The organism is Methylobacterium terrae (assembly GCF_003173755.1).
Classification (GTDB): Bacteria; Pseudomonadota; Alphaproteobacteria; order Rhizobiales; family Beijerinckiaceae; genus Methylobacterium; species Methylobacterium terrae.
Window position 1 is genome coordinate 2034771 of the sequence record NZ_CP029553.1, and the last position, 15491, is coordinate 2050261.

The following is a 15491-nucleotide window of genomic DNA, read 5'->3' on the forward strand; positions in this document are numbered from 1 at the left end:
TGGGGGGCCGGGCGGTCCATCCTCGCCCGTTCCTGTCTATACAAGTCCGATCTATCATGTCTATACATAAGCGCGAATCGAACAGGGGCGCGAGCGAGGGGCGCGAGCATGAGCGAGACACCCGAGAACCCGGTCCGGGTCTGGCGCAACGTCCGGCTCGCCACCTTCGCGCCCGGGCTTGCCGGCCTCGGCGCGGTGGAGAAGGGTGCGCTCGCGATCCGCGACGGCCGCATCGCGTTCGCGGGCGCGGAAGCCGACCTGCCGGCGGCGGCGCTCAGAGGGGCCGAGACCATCGACGGCGAGGGCCGCTGGATCACCCCGGGGCTGATCGACTGCCACACCCACCTCGTCTGGGCCGGCGACCGGGCGCACGAATTCGAGCTGCGCTTGCGCGGCGCCTCCTACGAGGAGGTGGCGCGGGCCGGCGGCGGCATCGTCTCCTCGGTCGGCGCCCTGCGCCGGGCGAGCGAGGACGAGCTGGTGCGCCAGACCCTGCCGCGCCTCGACGCGCTCGTCGCCGAGGGCGTCACCACGCTCGAGGTGAAGTCGGGCTACGGCCTCGACCTGCCGAGCGAGCGCAAGGCGCTCCGCGCCGCCCGGCGGCTCGCCGAACTGCGGCCGGTCTCGATCCGCACCACCTTCCTCGGCGCCCACGCCCTGCCGCCGGAGGCCGGCGGCGACAAGGACCGGTACATCGCGGAGGTGGCCGACACGATGCTGCCGGCGCTGGCCGCGGACCACCTCGTCGACGCGGTCGACGCGTTCTGCGAGGGCATCGCGTTCTCGCCCGGGCAGGTCGCGCGGGTGTTCGACCGGGCGCGGTCCCTGGGCCTGCCGGTGAAGCTCCACGCCGACCAGCTCTCGAATCTCGGCGGTGCGGCGCTCGCCGCCCGCTACGACGCCCTCTCGGCCGACCACCTCGAGCACACCGACGAGGCCGGGGCCGCCGCGATGGCGCGGAGCGGCACCGTCGCGGTGCTGCTGCCGGGCGCCTACTACTTCATCCGCGAGACCAAGCTGCCGCCGGTGGAGCTGTTTCGCCGGCACGGCGTGCCGATGGCGGTCGCCACCGACGCCAATCCCGGCACCTCGCCGCTGACCTCGCTGCTGCTGGCCACGAACATGGCCGCGACCCTGTTCCGCCTCACCGTCGACGAGTGCCTGGCCGGCGTCACCCGCGAGGCCGCCCGCGCCCTCGGGATCCTCTCCGAGGTCGGCACGCTCGAGCCCGGCAAGCGCGCCGACCTCGCGGTGTGGTCGGTCGAGCGGCCGGCCGAGCTCGTCTACCGGATGGGGTTCAACCCGCTCCATGCCCGGATCCGGGCCGTCTCCTGAGAGCCGTTCGACCGGCCCGACAGACCTCGCACCCGCCGGGTCGTTCCGGGCTCCGCGGCGCGGCCCCGGAACGACCAGGAGGGTTCGACTTCTTCCGGTGTCGCCAACGCACTTCCTGAATCACTTCATCGTCCGGAGCCTTCCATGACCCGCATCGACAACGCCCGCATCGTCCGCAGCCCCCACGGCACCGCCCTCACCGCCAAGAGCTGGCTCACCGAGGCGCCGCTCAGGATGCTGATGAACAACCTCGACCCCGACGTCGCCGAGCGGCCGGGCGAGCTCGTCGTCTATGGCGGCATCGGCCGGGCGGCGCGGGACTGGGCGAGCTTCGACCGCATCGTGGCGGCGTTGCGCGACCTCGACGACGACCAGACCCTGCTGGTGCAATCGGGCAAGCCGGTGGGCGTGTTCCGCACCCATCCGGACGCCCCGCGGGTGCTGATCGCCAACTCGAACCTCGTGCCGCACTGGGCGACCTGGGAGCACTTCCACGAGCTCGATCGCAAGGGCCTGATGATGTACGGCCAGATGACGGCCGGGTCCTGGATCTACATCGGCAGCCAGGGCATCGTTCAGGGCACCTACGAGACCTTCGTGGAGATGGGCCGGCAGCATTACGCCGGCGACCTCGCGGGCCGCTGGATCCTGACGGCGGGTCTCGGGGGCATGGGCGGCGCGCAGACGCTCGCCGCCACCATGGCGGGCGCCTCGTGCCTCGCCGTCGAGGCGCAGGCCTCGCGCATCGAGTTCCGCCTGCGCACCGGCTACGTCGACGTCCAGGCCCGCGACCTCGACCACGCCCTCGACCTGATCGAGGAATCCCGCCGGACGAAGACCCCGCGCTCGGTCGCGCTGCTCGGCAACGCCGCGGAGGTCTTCGCCGAGCTCTACGCCCGCGGCGTGCGCCCCGACTGCGTCACCGACCAGACCTCGGCCCACGATCCCGTCAACGGCTACCTGCCGGCGGGCTGGACGGTCGCCGAGTGGGAAGCGAAGCGCGAGACCGATCCGGCCGCGGTGGCGGCGGCGGCGAAGCGCTCGATGGCGGTGCACGTGCGGGCGATGCTCGATTTCCACCGCGCCGGCGTGCCGGTGGTCGATTACGGCAACAACATCCGCCAGATGGCGCTCGAGGAGGGCGTCGAGGACGCCTTCGCCTTCCCGGGATTCGTGCCGGCCTATATCCGCCCGCTCTTCTGCCGCGGCGTCGGGCCGTTCCGCTGGTGCGCGCTGTCGGGCGACCCGGAGGACATCTACCGCACCGACGCCAAGGTGAAGGAGCTGCTTCCCGACAACCACCACCTCCACCGCTGGCTCGACATGGCGCGGGAGAAGATCCGGTTCCAGGGCCTGCCGGCGCGGATCTGCTGGGTGGGCCTCGGCGACCGCCACCGTCTCGGCCTCGCCTTCAACGAGATGGTGCGCAACGGCGAATTGAAGGCGCCGATCGTCATCGGCCGCGACCACCTCGATTCCGGCTCGGTCGCCTCGCCGAACCGCGAGACGGAGGCCATGCGCGACGGCTCCGACGCGGTCTCGGACTGGCCGCTCCTCAACGCGCTCCTCAACACCGCGTCGGGCGCCACCTGGGTCTCGCTGCACCACGGCGGCGGGGTCGGGATGGGCTTCTCGCAGCATTCCGGCATGGTGATCGTGTGCGACGGCAGCGAGGCCGCCGACCGGCGCCTGGAGCGGGTCCTGTGGAACGACCCCGCGACCGGCGTGATGCGCCACGCGGATGCCGGCTACGAGGATGCGGCGGCCTGCGCCCGGGAGCACGGGCTGGATCTGCCGAGCCTCGGCGCCTGACGCCGCCGCAGATCACGGTTGCCACCGACGCCCGGGGATGGAAGTCTCGGGCGTACGGTCGAGCAACGACATGCGGGTGGGAACGACTTGCGGGTGGGAATGCGGGAGAGGGCATCGACGACCAGTCCGGGTCGGCCGCCGGCGGCCGCGCTCGAGGCCCGCGAGGCCCACCTCCTCGACACCGCCACCGCCGAGTTCCTCGAGCACGGCTACGGCGCGGCGAGCCTGTCGCGCATCGCCCGCACCGCCCGGGTCTCGTCGAAGACGATCTACGCCCGCTACGCCGACAAGGCGGACCTGTTCCTGGCCTGCGTGCAGCGCCTCACCGCCTCCTCGAAGACCGACATCGCGGGGCTGATGCGCGACGCCGACGCCGATCCGGCCCGGATCCTCACCGCCGTCGGGACGCGGCTGGCGCGGCACTGGGTCTCGCCGCGCGAGCTCGGCCTCTACCGCCTCGCCATCGCGGAGAACCAGCGCGTCCCGGAACTCGCCGAGGTCTTTCGCTGCAACGCCGCCCGCTACCACGACCTGATCGAGGCGTACTTCCGGACCCTTGCGGCGTGCGCGATCCTCGAGATCGACGATTTCGGCGAGGCGGTCGACCATTTCATCCAGCTGACACGCAGCGGCATCCGCGACCAGGCCCTGCTCGGCCGCATCACGCCGGACGAGGCCCTCGAACGGGTCGTCGCGCGGGGCGTGCGGGTGTTCCTGCGCGCCTACGGACACCGCACGCGATCCTGAGACGCCGCATCCGCCGCCTCGTGAACGCTGCATCCGCCGAAACCAGCGTGGTTTCCGGATGTTTCCCGCCTCTCTGCAGGCGATGCATAGGAGTTATACGCTGCATCGCAATAAAAATGCTGCGGCATACGGGGTATCATGCTAAATCCACCTCGACCCCTGAGTTTCGAGACCCAGAGGATACTCCAAGGCGCGCTCCTCGTGGGCGCGCCTTTTTTAATCTATATCAATCTTTACTGCACGGTGGTGTGGACGCACAAAAAGGGCCCCGGCGCGAGCCGGGACCCTGACGACATCCTCCGTCGGCGGCCCCTCCGAGGGGCCGCCTCCACGATCTAGAAGTCGCGCTGGACGCGCATGCGGACCTGGAACGTGTCGGCGTAGTTGGTGGTCGGCAGCACCGCGCCGGCGGCGTTCACCGGCAGGCCGGCGCCGTTCACGCCGGCCGCGACGGCGCCCGGCGCCTTGTTGACGTCGATGACGCGACCGCCGCCCTTGAGGTCGACGCGGGTGTAGAGACCCTCGAGACCGATATCGAGGTCCTTCACCGGCGACCAGATCAGGTTGGCGCCGGCGACGACCTGGCTGGTGTCGCGAAGCGCCGAGCTGAACAGGAAGGCGCCGGGGCTGTTGACCGGGTTGCCGAGGCCGTTGAAGTTCAAGCCGCCGAGCAGGTTGCGGCTGGTCTTGCCGAAGGTCATCTCGCCGTAGCTGCCGATGATCGCCGAGCGCCACTCGGGCGCCCAGTAGTGCAGGTACGACCCGACGACCGTCCAGCTGGTCGACAGCTCCATCTTGCCGGTCAGCGGGTTCACCGCCGCATCGACGAAGAACGGCGCGAAGTTGCTGCCCTGCGTCACCGCAGCACTCGCCGTGTAGGAGCCGATATACGCCGAGTAGCCGGTGTACATCGAAGCACCCTCGCCGTAGGACCCCTGCAGGTAGAGGGCGTCGCCGGCGGCGATGAAGGGCAGGTTGAACTTCAGACCACCCTGCACGGCCCAGCCGTACTCGGTGTTGACGCGCGGGGTCACGACCGAGCCGGCGGCGATGGTGGCGCCGCCGAAGGTCAGCACGCTCGCGGCGTTGCCGGCGTTCAGCTCGTGCACGGCGGCCGACACCTGCGCCGAGCCCCAGGCGGCGTCGTAGCGCAGCGCGCCGACGAAGTCGGGCATGCGCGAGGTCTGGCGCAGGTCGTAGAACGCCTCGCCGATCGGCACACCGGCCGCGTTGGTGGCGACGACCGGGCTCAGGTTGGAGGCGCCGGCGGTGAAGACCGCGAACTGGCTCGCCGCGTTGCCCACGGTGGCGGTGCCGAACAGCGGGTTCTTGCGGAAGATCGGGTCCTCGACCGAGATCGTCGCCGAGAAGCCCTGGCCGAAGGTCGCGGTATAGGCGAGCAGGTTCGTCGAGGCGACGTCCGAGCCTAGCGACGAGCCGATGATCTCGAAGTCGTGCGAGTAGAAGTCGTAGAACGACGAGGCACGACCAGCGGTGAGGCCGGCGAACTGGATGAAGGCCTTGTCGACGTTCACGTATTGCTGGGCGCGGCCGAACGTGTCGACGCCGAGCGCCGGGAAGGCGTTCCCGATGCGCTGCTGCGTGCCCGAGTTCAGGTAGGCGCCGGTGCGGGAGGCGAGCTCGAACCGGACGAAGGCGCGCAGGGTGCCGTAGGCGGTCTGCGTGCGGGCATCGAGGTTCAGGCGGCCGAGGCCGCGATAGCCCATCAGGTCGCCGTTGTTGCCGCCGCGCTGATAGGACTGCGAGTAGCCGGCCTCGAAGCGGGCGCGGCCGGAGACGCGCAGGCAGGTATCGGTACCGGGAACGAAGAAGAAGCCGGCGCCATAGGCCGAGCAGATGCGAACATACTCGACGGGTACTGCCTTCTTGATCGGCAGATCGGCAGCCTGGGCACCAGCAACAACGGTCAGGCCGGCGGCCGAACCCAGCAGAAGGCTCTTCACGAGCTTCATCGAGACCTCCAAAAATCGGATCCGGGCCGAAAAACTGCGCCCCGGATCCAGCCCTGGTCCGAGGAGCGTCGTTCTTATGCCCGAGAGAACGGGTCGCCGACGTGTGGGCGAACCGAAGCGCCGGGAGCGGCCCGGCACGGGAGGCTTATGTGTTAGCTCTTGGAGAAGGACAACGCGAAACCGCCATGCTGCGAATATCGCCCAGGTGTTTGCATCTTGCCGTTGCCGAATTGCAACTTTATTTCAATACAGTGACAGCTGAATCAAGCAAATAAACGTGTTAACTCCCGCGTGCTTTGTCGGCTAAGCAGGAATTGCTCGGAATTCAAGCGGGCGATTTTCCTGCCTTTGACGCAATGTGCCGGTGATTGAAGAATCGATAAGGGACGTGGGTCGGATCCATCAAGAGCATCGTGCAATATTATTCTAAAATATCCTGATTAGTTAAAAATAAAACCCTTGTTTGATCACATGAAAACGATAATACATAGAAAAATCGCTGAAGTACAGGGTTGAACATGAGATGCTCAGATCGGCGTACTTTGTTCGTCCGATCGAAAGGAATGACTACGTTCCTTTTATGACGACCCGCATGGTCCGGCTCTCGATTGATTGCTGCCCCGGCCTGGTGGGGGATCGACGGGCCGCATCCCCCGTCGGGTGTCGTGTCGGCCGAGGGTGAGATCGGGCCCGATGGATCATCCGCACCCGGCCCCGACCGTCCGTTCGAGTGGCACGGCCGGTTGTCCGCGATGTACGGCTCCGGCACCCTCTGACAGCATCGCCGCCGTCGTCCCGCTCTGCCGGTGTGTTCTTTCGCGACGTCGCGGGCCTCATCTGGCGCCCGACCATGTTCCCGATGTGACGAGAGCCGCGCCAGTTGCTCGGTTTGTCGTCCCGGAACGACCCATTCCTGTGAGGCCGGGGGCGAGAAAAGTCCGACAATCCGCCGCGCGGCCTCGTTCGGCCCACTTTTTCTCTCTCCTGGGCAGCAAGACATCGTGATTTTCCGCGTCTCCCGCCCGCCCGCACCGATCCGCGCCCGGGTGATCCGTCGTGCCGGCACCGCTCCCGCGTCCGGGGCGTACTTCACGAACGGTTCGCCATGGCGCGAAATCCCGCCCGCCGCAGGTCCCGCCTCGGTTCACGGCCTGACTCTCCGCCACGCGACCGCTCGTACGATGCGAGGTTTGCCGAGTCGAGATCGCGATCCTCCAGCCCGAAGAGTCCCACAGGAAAGCTTCCACGAGTCACGTCTGGCCCTTCCGGCTTCCTTCGACAGATGCCGGGGCCGCGTGATTCGTTCCGGCGAGTCCTGTGGACTCTGGTGGATGCCGGTGGACGGTGGCTCGACTCGACTCTTCTCGGAGACGGCATCGGTCCGATCGGCATGGACTCGGGGCGTGAGTCGCCGTCCGGCTTTTCCCCAGAATGCACCGCTTAGAGTGTTACAGGAATCTTTATGGATTTAGGCGCTTCGGCGGCGGCGATTCCTGGAACGCGCCCAAATGCTTAATGGCGGCGCGCCGTTCCCGTTGTGCCGAGGATTCGTCCCCGTTGTGCCGCTTGTCCCGTCCCCGAAGTGCCGTGCCGGCGTTCCCGATCGCACGGCGGCTGTTCCCGAAGTGCCGTCCGACCCTCCCGGCGTTCCCGAAGTGCCGAGTCCACCCGACTCGTTCACAGGGATTCCGGGGATTTCCCCTCAGGGCCATCCCGTCCGCTCACGCCAGGAGCCGTACATCGGGAACGGGCGGCCCTGTGGATCAGCGTGCGTCGCGCACGAAGCGCTCGGCGAAGCCCAGGAAGGCGCTCTCGTAGTTCTTCGGCTCGCGGGTCGCGTCGCCCTCGAGCCAGTGGTCGAACTCGGTCTTCAGGCCGTAGACGTCCCAGCCCGGATGGGCCTTGCGGCACAGGGCGATGGTCTCGTCCGACAGGTGGCGGAAGAGCGGCAGCTCCGCCGACGCCTTCGGCTTGCGGGTGCGCTTGGGTTTGGCCGCGGGCGCCGCCAGTCCCTCGTCGGTGACGAGGTCGCGCCGGATCATCCGCAGGTGCGGCTCGCCGCGCTCCTTCTCCTCGAGCCGCAGCACGAAGCCCGGCAGCTCGTCGGCCTTGGCGATCTTGGCGATCTCGAACTTGAAGCGGCGGTAGGTGCCCTCGGCGCCCGACTTCTCGAACAGGGTCGGCAGGCTGATGGCGAACCCCCCCTCCCCCGCTCCCCCGGCATGCTTGCGGGCGATGCGGTAGAGCCAGCGCTCGCGCCCGCCGGTGATGCCGAAATAGGCGGGATCGATGGCGAGCACGCCGCCATCCATCAGCACGCCCTCGTAGAACCAGTCCGACAGCGTGATCGACATCCCGCGGCTGGCATTGGTCTCCTCGTCGATCGTGTCGTCGAACGAGTCGATCCAGCTGAACTGACGCTCCTTGCGCTTGGCCTTCTCGGCCCGGATGTTGGTGCGCACCGAGGTCGATTGCAGGCGAAACAGCGCGTCGCGCAGGAGCTTGTACTGCCGCCCGCCGGTCTCGCGGCCGATGCCCTTCAGGAGATCGTAGGGCATGAAGTTGAGCTTGCGCGGGATGTCGTTGCGGCCGCGCTTCTTCATCTCGCAGATCGTCGAGGCGGCCCAGATCAGGATATCGGCATCCCAGATCGTCGCCATGCCGTAGGCCTGGTTCGGCAGCACCCGCACCCAGACCGAGCCGTCGGGGCTCGTATAGTCGATCTCCTTCAGGCGCTTCTGCTTGGCGATCGAGAAGAACGGCCGCTCCATCGTCTCCCGCTGGTCGCGGAAGTGCACGAAGGGCACCACCATGTCGATCTGGTCGTTGCGCCGATGGCTCATCGTCACGCCCGTCTCACGCCCGCGGCCGGCCGCCCCGGCTCCCGCCGCGCCGCGCCCGCCCCTGCCGCTCTGCCGTCTCGAATCCCGCTCATGCCGACGAGGCTAGGACCCGCCCGCCTTCCAAATCGTGGACGCCAATGGGTTTTCGGATCCCGTCCCCGATCCTCTTCAATCGCGGTTAACGTCGAATCCGGGTCGTCCCCGTCATCCACACCCTCGGGGCGCGGCCCCGGATCGTCCGGAACCTCCCCCGCCCCCGCCCCGTTCTCCCGGCAACAGCCAAGCTCGCCCCGGGACCTCCCATGCGCCTCGTTCTCACCGCCCTCCTTCTCGCCACCGGCCTCACCGCCGCCCAGGCCCAGGGCACCGTGCGCGGTGCCGAGGACGGCGCGGCGCGGGGCGAGGCGATCGCCGGGCCGGTGGGGGCGGTGGTGGGCAGCGCGATCGGGGCCGCCGTCGGCACCGCCAACAGCATCCTGGGGATCGACCGGCGCGAGCGCTTCCGCATCTACGCCGCCGGCGAGCACCGGCCGTCCTTCCGCTACGAGGGCCCGTTGCGCGTCGGCGCGGTCCTGCCGCCCGAGGGCGTGATCTACTACGACGTGCCGCCGGAATTCGCCCTCAAGGGCTACAATTACACGATCGTCAACGACCATCCGGTGCTGGTCGAGCCCGGCACCCGCCGCGTCGTCGAGGTGATCGACTGACCGGGACGACGCGGCGATCGACGGTGACGCGGCGGCGGGGTTCGGGGTAAGAGACGACAGGAAGAACCCCCGTCCGGAATGTCACGAGCCCCCGACCCTCCGAGCGCCGTCTGCGATCCCGGCCGCCTGGCCGCGCTCGCGGCGCACGCCGTGCTCGACACCCTGCCCGAGCAGGCCTTCGACGACGTCGTGCGGCTGGCCAGCCGCCTGTGCGACGCGCCGATCGCGCTGGTGAGCCTGGTGGCCGAGGCGCGGCAATGGTTCAAGGCCCGCACCGGCTTTCCCCTCCCCCAGACCGATCTCGACCGCTCGGTCTGCGCCCACGCCCTGGCGCATCCGGATTCGCTCCTCGTCATCCCGGACCTGACCCGGGATCCCCGCACCCGCGCCAATCCGCTCGTCACCGCCTCGCCCGGCATCCGCTTCTACGCCGGGGCGCCGCTGCGCACGCCGGAGGGGCACGTGCTCGGCACGCTCTGCGTGATCGACTACGTGTCGCGGCCCGACGGCCTGACCGCGACCGAGGCCGGCGACCTGCGGGCGCTGGCGCGCCAGGTGACGGGCCACCTGGCGATGCGCCGGGCCGCCGCCGAGCGCGAGGCGGCGTTGCGGGCGGTGCAGGCGACCGAGGAGCGCTACCGCCTGGCGGCGCGCGCCACCACCGACGCGATCTGGGACTGGGACTTCGCCACCGACCACGTGCTCTGGAACGAGGCGCTGGAGGCCGCCTACGGCCATCCCCTCGGCACGGTGGCGCCGACCGGCGCGTGGTGGATAGACCACATCCACCCCGACGACCGCGCTCGGATCGACGCCTCGATCCACGCCGTGATCGACGGCACCGGGACGGCCTGGAGCGACGAGTACCGCTTCCGGCGCGCCGACGGCTCCTACGCCCACGTCTTCGACCGCGGCTCGGTGATCCGGGACGGGACGGGCCGCGCGGTCCGGATGATCGGCGCCATGCTCGACCTGACCGAGCGCAAGCGCGCCGAGGCGGCACGGCGCGAGGCCGCGCGCCAGCTCGACCTCGAGCGCGGCCTGCTCGAAGCCGTCTTCCGGCAGGCGCCGGTCGGCATCTCGGTCGCCGGTCCGGGCCCGGGCGCGCCGAACCTCATCAACGCCCGGGCCGAGGAGTTCCTGGGCCACGGCCTCGGCGGGCCGGCCCTCGCGCGCTACGAGACCTACGGCGCCGTGCACGCCGACGGACGCGCCTACGCCCCGCACGACTATCCCTCCATGCGGGCCCTGCGGGACGGCGCCGTGGTGAGCGGCGAGGCGATGCGCTACCGCAACGCCGCGACCGGGGCGATGCGCCTGCTCGAGGTCTCGAGCGCGCCGGTGCGCGACGAGGACGGGGCGATCCGGGCGGCGGTCACGGTCTTCCTCGACGTGACCGAGCAGCGCCGGGCCGAGGCCCAGTTGCAGCGCCTCGCCCTCGTCGCCGAGCAGTCGAGCGACTTCATCGCCATCGCGGATGCCGACGGGCGTATCGACTACGTCAACCCGGCCGGTCGCGCCCTGGTGGGCGTGAGCGAGGGCGCGGCGGGGCCTCTCCACCTCACCGACGTGCTCGTGCCCGAGGACCTGCCCTTCGCGGAAGGCACGATCCTGCCCGCCATCCGGGCCGGCGGGAGCTGGAGCGGCGAGTACCGCTTTCGCCATCTCGCCACCGGGGCCGTGGTGCCGGTGCGCTACAACCTCTTCGCCCTGCGCGGCCCCGGGGACGCCTTCGAGGGCTTCGCCGCGGTGAGCCACGACATCTCGGCCCGCAAGGCCGCGGAGGCGCAGCAGGAGATCCTCAACCGCGAGCTGAGCCACCGGCTCAAGAACACCCTGGCGATGGTGCAGGCGATCGCCGTGCAGACCCTGCGCAACGCCGCCGACCCGGCCGATGCCCGCGAGGCGCTGGTGGCCCGCCTGGTGGCGCTCGGCAAGGCGCACGACATCCTGCTCACCGGCGAGGGCGAGAGCGCCGACCTGCGGGCGGTGCTCGACGGGGCGCTGACGATCCACGACGACGGCCGGCCCGGCCGCTTCCGGCTCGCCGGACCGCCGGTGCCCTGCGGGGCGCGGGCGGCCCTGTCGCTCGCCCTGATGGCGCACGAGCTCGCCACCAACGCGGCGAAGTACGGTGCTCTGCGCAATCCCGACGGCTACGTCACCCTCGACTGGACCGTCGCCGACGCCCCGGCGCCGGTGCTGTCGCTGCGCTGGCAGGAGCACCGCGGTCCCCGGGTGACGCCGCCCGCCCGCAAGGGCTTCGGCTCGCGCCTGATCGAGCGGGGGATGGCCGGCACCGTCGACGGCGAGGTGGCGACCCAGTACCTCCCCGAGGGCGTGGTGTGCACGCTGACGGCGCCGCTGGTGGAGCTGCTGACGGGGGAGTGAGCTGCGCGCCGGCCTGTCAGAACCGCACCGCCTCGCTTCCGTTCACCGCCCGCACCGTGCCGCCCGGCCGCCCCTTCGTCCCGGTGAGCGCGAGGCGGCGCTCGGCCCCCGGCGCCAGGTGGAACCAGTTGTCCGAGGAGCGCCCCTCGCCGTCGAGGGCGACGTGGACGGCGAGCGCGTGGCGCGTCGCGGCGACCCGCAGCGCGAACCCGCCTCCCTCCTCGACGAGGGCGGCGCAGAGGCCGATCTCCCGCGGCGTCGCGTCCCGGCCGGAGGGGAAGTGGAAGGCCTCGGCGAGGAGTGCCCCGTCGCGGCCGGTGAGCCGCAGATGGGCGAGGGCATGCGCCGCCGGGCCGAAGCGGTAGGCGACCGTCGCGTCGAAGAAGCGGCCGAGGAGCGCGGCCGAGGACAGGGTGACGGTCTCGCGGGGGCCGAGCGACAGCGCTCGTTCCGCCTTCGCGGCGACCTTGCCGGCGGCATCGGTGAAGGTGAGCGCGAGCGTGGCGTCGAGCGGCCGCCCGGTCTCGTTCAGGACGTGGGCGTGGAGCCCGTTCAGCCCCTCGTCGGAGAGCAGGGCCTGGACCGGCCGGAAGGCGCGCCTGAGGGCGTACCAGGCCGATTTCGGCCGGCCGGCGACGTCGACCACGCCCCAGCCCGCCCCCGGCGCGAGGTCGCGCCAGAGCCAGACCAGGCCGCCGGCGGTGACCGAGGCCGGGCGGCGCCACTCCGAGAAGGCCGCCTCCATCACCTCGGCGACGGCGGCCCGTCCGAGCGTCAGGTAGCGCTCGGGGTCGTCGCGGCGCAGGGCCTCCGGGTCGACGCCGTAGAGCGCGCCGACGTAGTGGTCGCGCACGCCCTCGAAGTCCCAGTCGGCGCCGCGGTCGCGGGGCACGCCTCCGGCCCAAGCGGGAGCACGGGGGTCGGTCAGGCCCGCCTCGGTCAAGGAGACCGGCTCCGGCACGTTGGCGAAGGCCAGGCACTCGGAGGCGAAGCGCACCTCGGCCCGGCGGGCATCCTCGAACGGCCGGCAATAGGCGCCGACGCCGTAATAGTGGGTCACGCCCGCATTCGTGGAGAACGGCAGGTCGCCGCCCGAGGGCGAGTTCGGCACCACGACGAGGTCGGGCCGGCGCTCGGCCACGGCCTCCCGCAGCATCGCCTCGACGGCTTGAGCGCGCCAGATCGATTCCGGAAAACCCAGCATCGCGGCCTGCTGCTCGACCTCGCTGCCGCCGCCGACGACGCAGAGCGAGGGCGAGGCCTGGAGCCGGTCGAGGAGCCCGGCGATCTCCGCCTCGAGCGCGGCGCGAAAGGCGGGATCGTCGACGGGGTAGTCGAAATTCGCCAGCATCAGGTCCTGCCAGACCAGGAGGCCGAGCTCGTCGCAGAGGTCGTGGAAGGGTCGCGCCTCGTACAGCATCGTGCCGCCGACCCGCAGCATGGTCATGCCGGCCTCGACGGCGAGGCCCAGGAGCGGGGCGTAAGATTCGCGGTCGCCCGGCAGCCCGACGATGTCGGGCGGCGTCCAGCAGGCGCCGCGGCAGAAGACCGGCACGCCGTTGACCGCGAGGCTGAGGCCATCGGCGAAGGGGCGCAGCATCGTGACGGTGCGAAAGCCGACCCGGCCGAGATCGAAGTCCCGGTCTCCCGCCGCCACCGCGACGGCGTGGAGCCGCGGCTCGCCGTGGGTGTGGGGCCACCACAGGGCGACGCCGGGAAGCGCCAGCCGGCCCTCGAACCGGCCGGGCGCGGTCTCGGCGAGCGTCGTCTCGCGGCCGTCGCAGCGCAGGACGACGGGGCCGCCCGCATCCGGAAACGTCAGGCGGACGGCGAGGATCCCGGTTCCGTCCTCGACGCTCGTCCTGAGGTCGATGTCGGTGGGGCAGCCCCCCTCCCCTCTCCGGGTGACCGGGCGATAGGGGCCGACGGCATCGACGTTCGGGCACCAGCCCGACATGAAGCCGAGCAGCGTCGTGCGGGCGTGGCGCAGCGAGCCGGGGGTGGCGAGCTGGGGCCGCCAGCGTCCGCGCTTGTGCGGGCGGGCGAGGTCCTGCGCCAGCGAGCGGAACGCGAGGGCGAGGCTGTGGCTGCCGTCGAGATCGACCGGAACCTCGCGGGCGAGGAACATCGAGCGGCTGGAGAGAAGGAGTGTTCCGTCGAGCCAGACCTCGCAGAGCGTCGCGAGGCCCTCGAAGCGCAGGATCTCGCGGCCCCGGCCCGCGATCGTCGTGCGGTACCAGACGTCGGAGCCGTGGAGCGGCGTCGGCTCGCCGTCGGACCAGCGGCCGGCCGTGCGAAGCGCTCCCGCGGCGGTGCCGGGCACCGGGGCGGGGATGAAGCCGATGAGGCTTTCCAGACCCTCGGGCCCGGCGCAGGCGCCCGGCGCGGTGACGATCATCTCCCACGGCCCGTCGAGGGTCCGGTCGGCGGTCCGCAGAAGGGCCATGCTGTCCTTGGGGGCTGGTTCGTGTGCGCGTCGGCGCTGAAACCCTCCCCGCCATACCGCAGGGCTGTCCGGGACAGTAAAGAGGCGCGGGGCATCTCCTCTCCCCGCGGGCGGGGAGAGGAGATGCCCCACGTCTCGAACGTCCTCGGACAGCCCTGCATCATCCCGGGTTCCGCTGCACGGCCCCGGGGTGACGCGGAGGGTTGTCGTTGTGGTCCGGTCACTGGATCAGGCGGACAGACCGCCCTTCACCCCGGCGGCAAGCGCCCGGTCGAGGGCGTCGAACACCGCCGCGTAGGTCGCCTCGGCGGCGGAGAGGCGCTCGGGCAGCCCGGCGAGCTTGCCGCGGGCGAAGGCGCGGGCGAGCTGGAACTGGAACGCCTTGGCCTCCTGCGAAAGCCGCGTCGCCGCCTCCGCCGCCTCGCCGAACGCCCCCGCGCCCTCGGCGTCGAGCCAGGCGAGATGGCTGCCGAGCAGCTCGAAATTCGCCCCGAGCTGGCGCGTGGTGTTGAAGGCGTAGGAGTGGAACGCCGAGAGCGGCCGCTGCACGAAGGCGTCCTCCTTCGCGGCGAGCGCCGCGCGGAAGGCCGTGACCGGGTTGGATCCCGGCGCCTGCGCGCGGTGGCGGCGCAGCAGCGCGAGCGCCGCCGCGGGACGTTCGGAGCCCGCAAGGCCCGGACCGCACGGCTTCACGAACTCGGCGTAGGGCAGGAGCTCGCCCTTCGCGAAGAGGCCGTCGTAATCGGCGCCTTCGAGCTGGAAGCGGCCGGCATTGTGGACGTAGTCGAGCCGGCGCCGCGCGGGATCGAGGGCCAGGATCGCGATCGTGGTCTTCGAGGCCTCGCGCCGGTAGGTGGTGCCGGCGGTGTCGGGCAGGAAGTAGGCGTTGACCTCGACCAGCACCGGGAGCCCGCGCGCCGCCTGGATCAGGCTGTGGCTCTCCAGGTCCTCGTAGAGCGCGAGTTCCAGGACCTCGAGGCCGTAGAGCGCCTCAAGGTCGGCCGCCTTCGGCTTGAAGAAGGTGAACTGGTCGCCCTCGAAGTCCTGGCGCAGGGTGAAGCCCAGCATCGCCTCGGGCTCGAGCCCCCGCAGGTGCAGGAGCTCGATCCAGAGATCGACGTAGCAGTTCGTCTCCGGCCAGATCCGGTCGGGAGCGTGGAGCCTGTGCGGCGTGTGGGGCACCGCGGACGTCTCCGTCCGCGGCGCCTCAAGCGGGAGAGCGAGGGCTGCCGACATC

The 15491-nt window shown here is 70.8% G+C and carries 9 protein-coding genes; 5 read left to right on the top strand and 4 right to left on the bottom strand.

Going from position 1 to position 15491, the window contains the following annotated elements; all coding sequences use genetic code 11:
* Positions 1–108: 108 nt before the first annotated feature.
* The 3 genes from hutI to DK419_RS09135 all read left to right on the top strand — a co-directional run bounded on the left by hutI (position 109) and on the right by DK419_RS09135 (position 3894).
* Complete coding sequence (gene hutI, locus DK419_RS09125; protein ID WP_109958801.1) at positions 109–1335, top strand: imidazolonepropionase; 1227 nt, start codon at positions 109–111, stop codon at positions 1333–1335.
* A 144-nt stretch (positions 1336–1479) separates the two neighbouring features.
* Positions 1480–3147 (top strand): urocanate hydratase, encoded by a 1668-nt coding sequence (gene hutU, locus DK419_RS09130; RefSeq protein ID WP_109958802.1) that lies wholly within the window; start codon positions 1480–1482, stop codon positions 3145–3147.
* Between the two features lie 99 nt (positions 3148–3246).
* Positions 3247–3894: a TetR/AcrR family transcriptional regulator gene (locus tag DK419_RS09135; RefSeq protein WP_109958803.1), complete on the top strand. Its 648-nt coding sequence runs from the start codon at positions 3247–3249 to the stop codon at positions 3892–3894.
* 335 nt (positions 3895–4229) lie between these two features.
* On the opposite strand, the gene DK419_RS09140 is transcribed toward DK419_RS09135, so the two are convergent.
* Complete coding sequence (locus tag DK419_RS09140) at positions 4230–5867, bottom strand: porin (protein WP_109962210.1); 1638 nt, start codon at positions 5865–5867, stop codon at positions 4230–4232.
* Between the two features lie 1763 nt (positions 5868–7630).
* Positions 7631–8710 carry a replication initiator protein A gene (locus tag DK419_RS09145; protein WP_109958804.1) on the bottom strand — a complete coding sequence of 360 codons (1080 nt, stop codon included), beginning with the start codon at positions 8708–8710 and terminating at the stop codon, positions 7631–7633.
* Positions 8711–9012: 302 nt separating this feature from the next.
* On the opposite strand from DK419_RS09145, the gene DK419_RS09150 reads away from it, so the two are divergent.
* Positions 9013–9417, top strand: coding sequence for a DUF1236 domain-containing protein (locus DK419_RS09150; RefSeq protein WP_109958805.1), 405 nt, complete (start codon positions 9013–9015; stop codon positions 9415–9417).
* 78 nt (positions 9418–9495) lie between these two features.
* Positions 9496–11808 carry a PAS domain S-box protein gene (locus DK419_RS09155; protein ID WP_109958806.1) on the top strand — a complete coding sequence of 771 codons (2313 nt, stop codon included), beginning with the start codon at positions 9496–9498 and terminating at the stop codon, positions 11806–11808.
* A gap of 16 nt (positions 11809–11824) precedes the next feature.
* Here DK419_RS09155 and DK419_RS09160 read toward each other — a convergent pair whose 3' ends face one another.
* Together DK419_RS09160 and DK419_RS09165 are read right to left on the bottom strand one after the other, a co-directional pair.
* Complete coding sequence (locus DK419_RS09160) at positions 11825–14254, bottom strand: glycosyl hydrolase 2 galactose-binding domain-containing protein (RefSeq protein ID WP_109958807.1); 2430 nt, start codon at positions 14252–14254, stop codon at positions 11825–11827.
* 228 nt (positions 14255–14482) lie between these two features.
* Positions 14483–15490, bottom strand: a complete 1008-nt coding sequence (locus tag DK419_RS09165) for a DUF1839 family protein (RefSeq protein ID WP_109958808.1) — start codon at positions 15488–15490, stop codon at positions 14483–14485.
* Between the last annotated feature and the right edge of the window lies 1 nt (position 15491).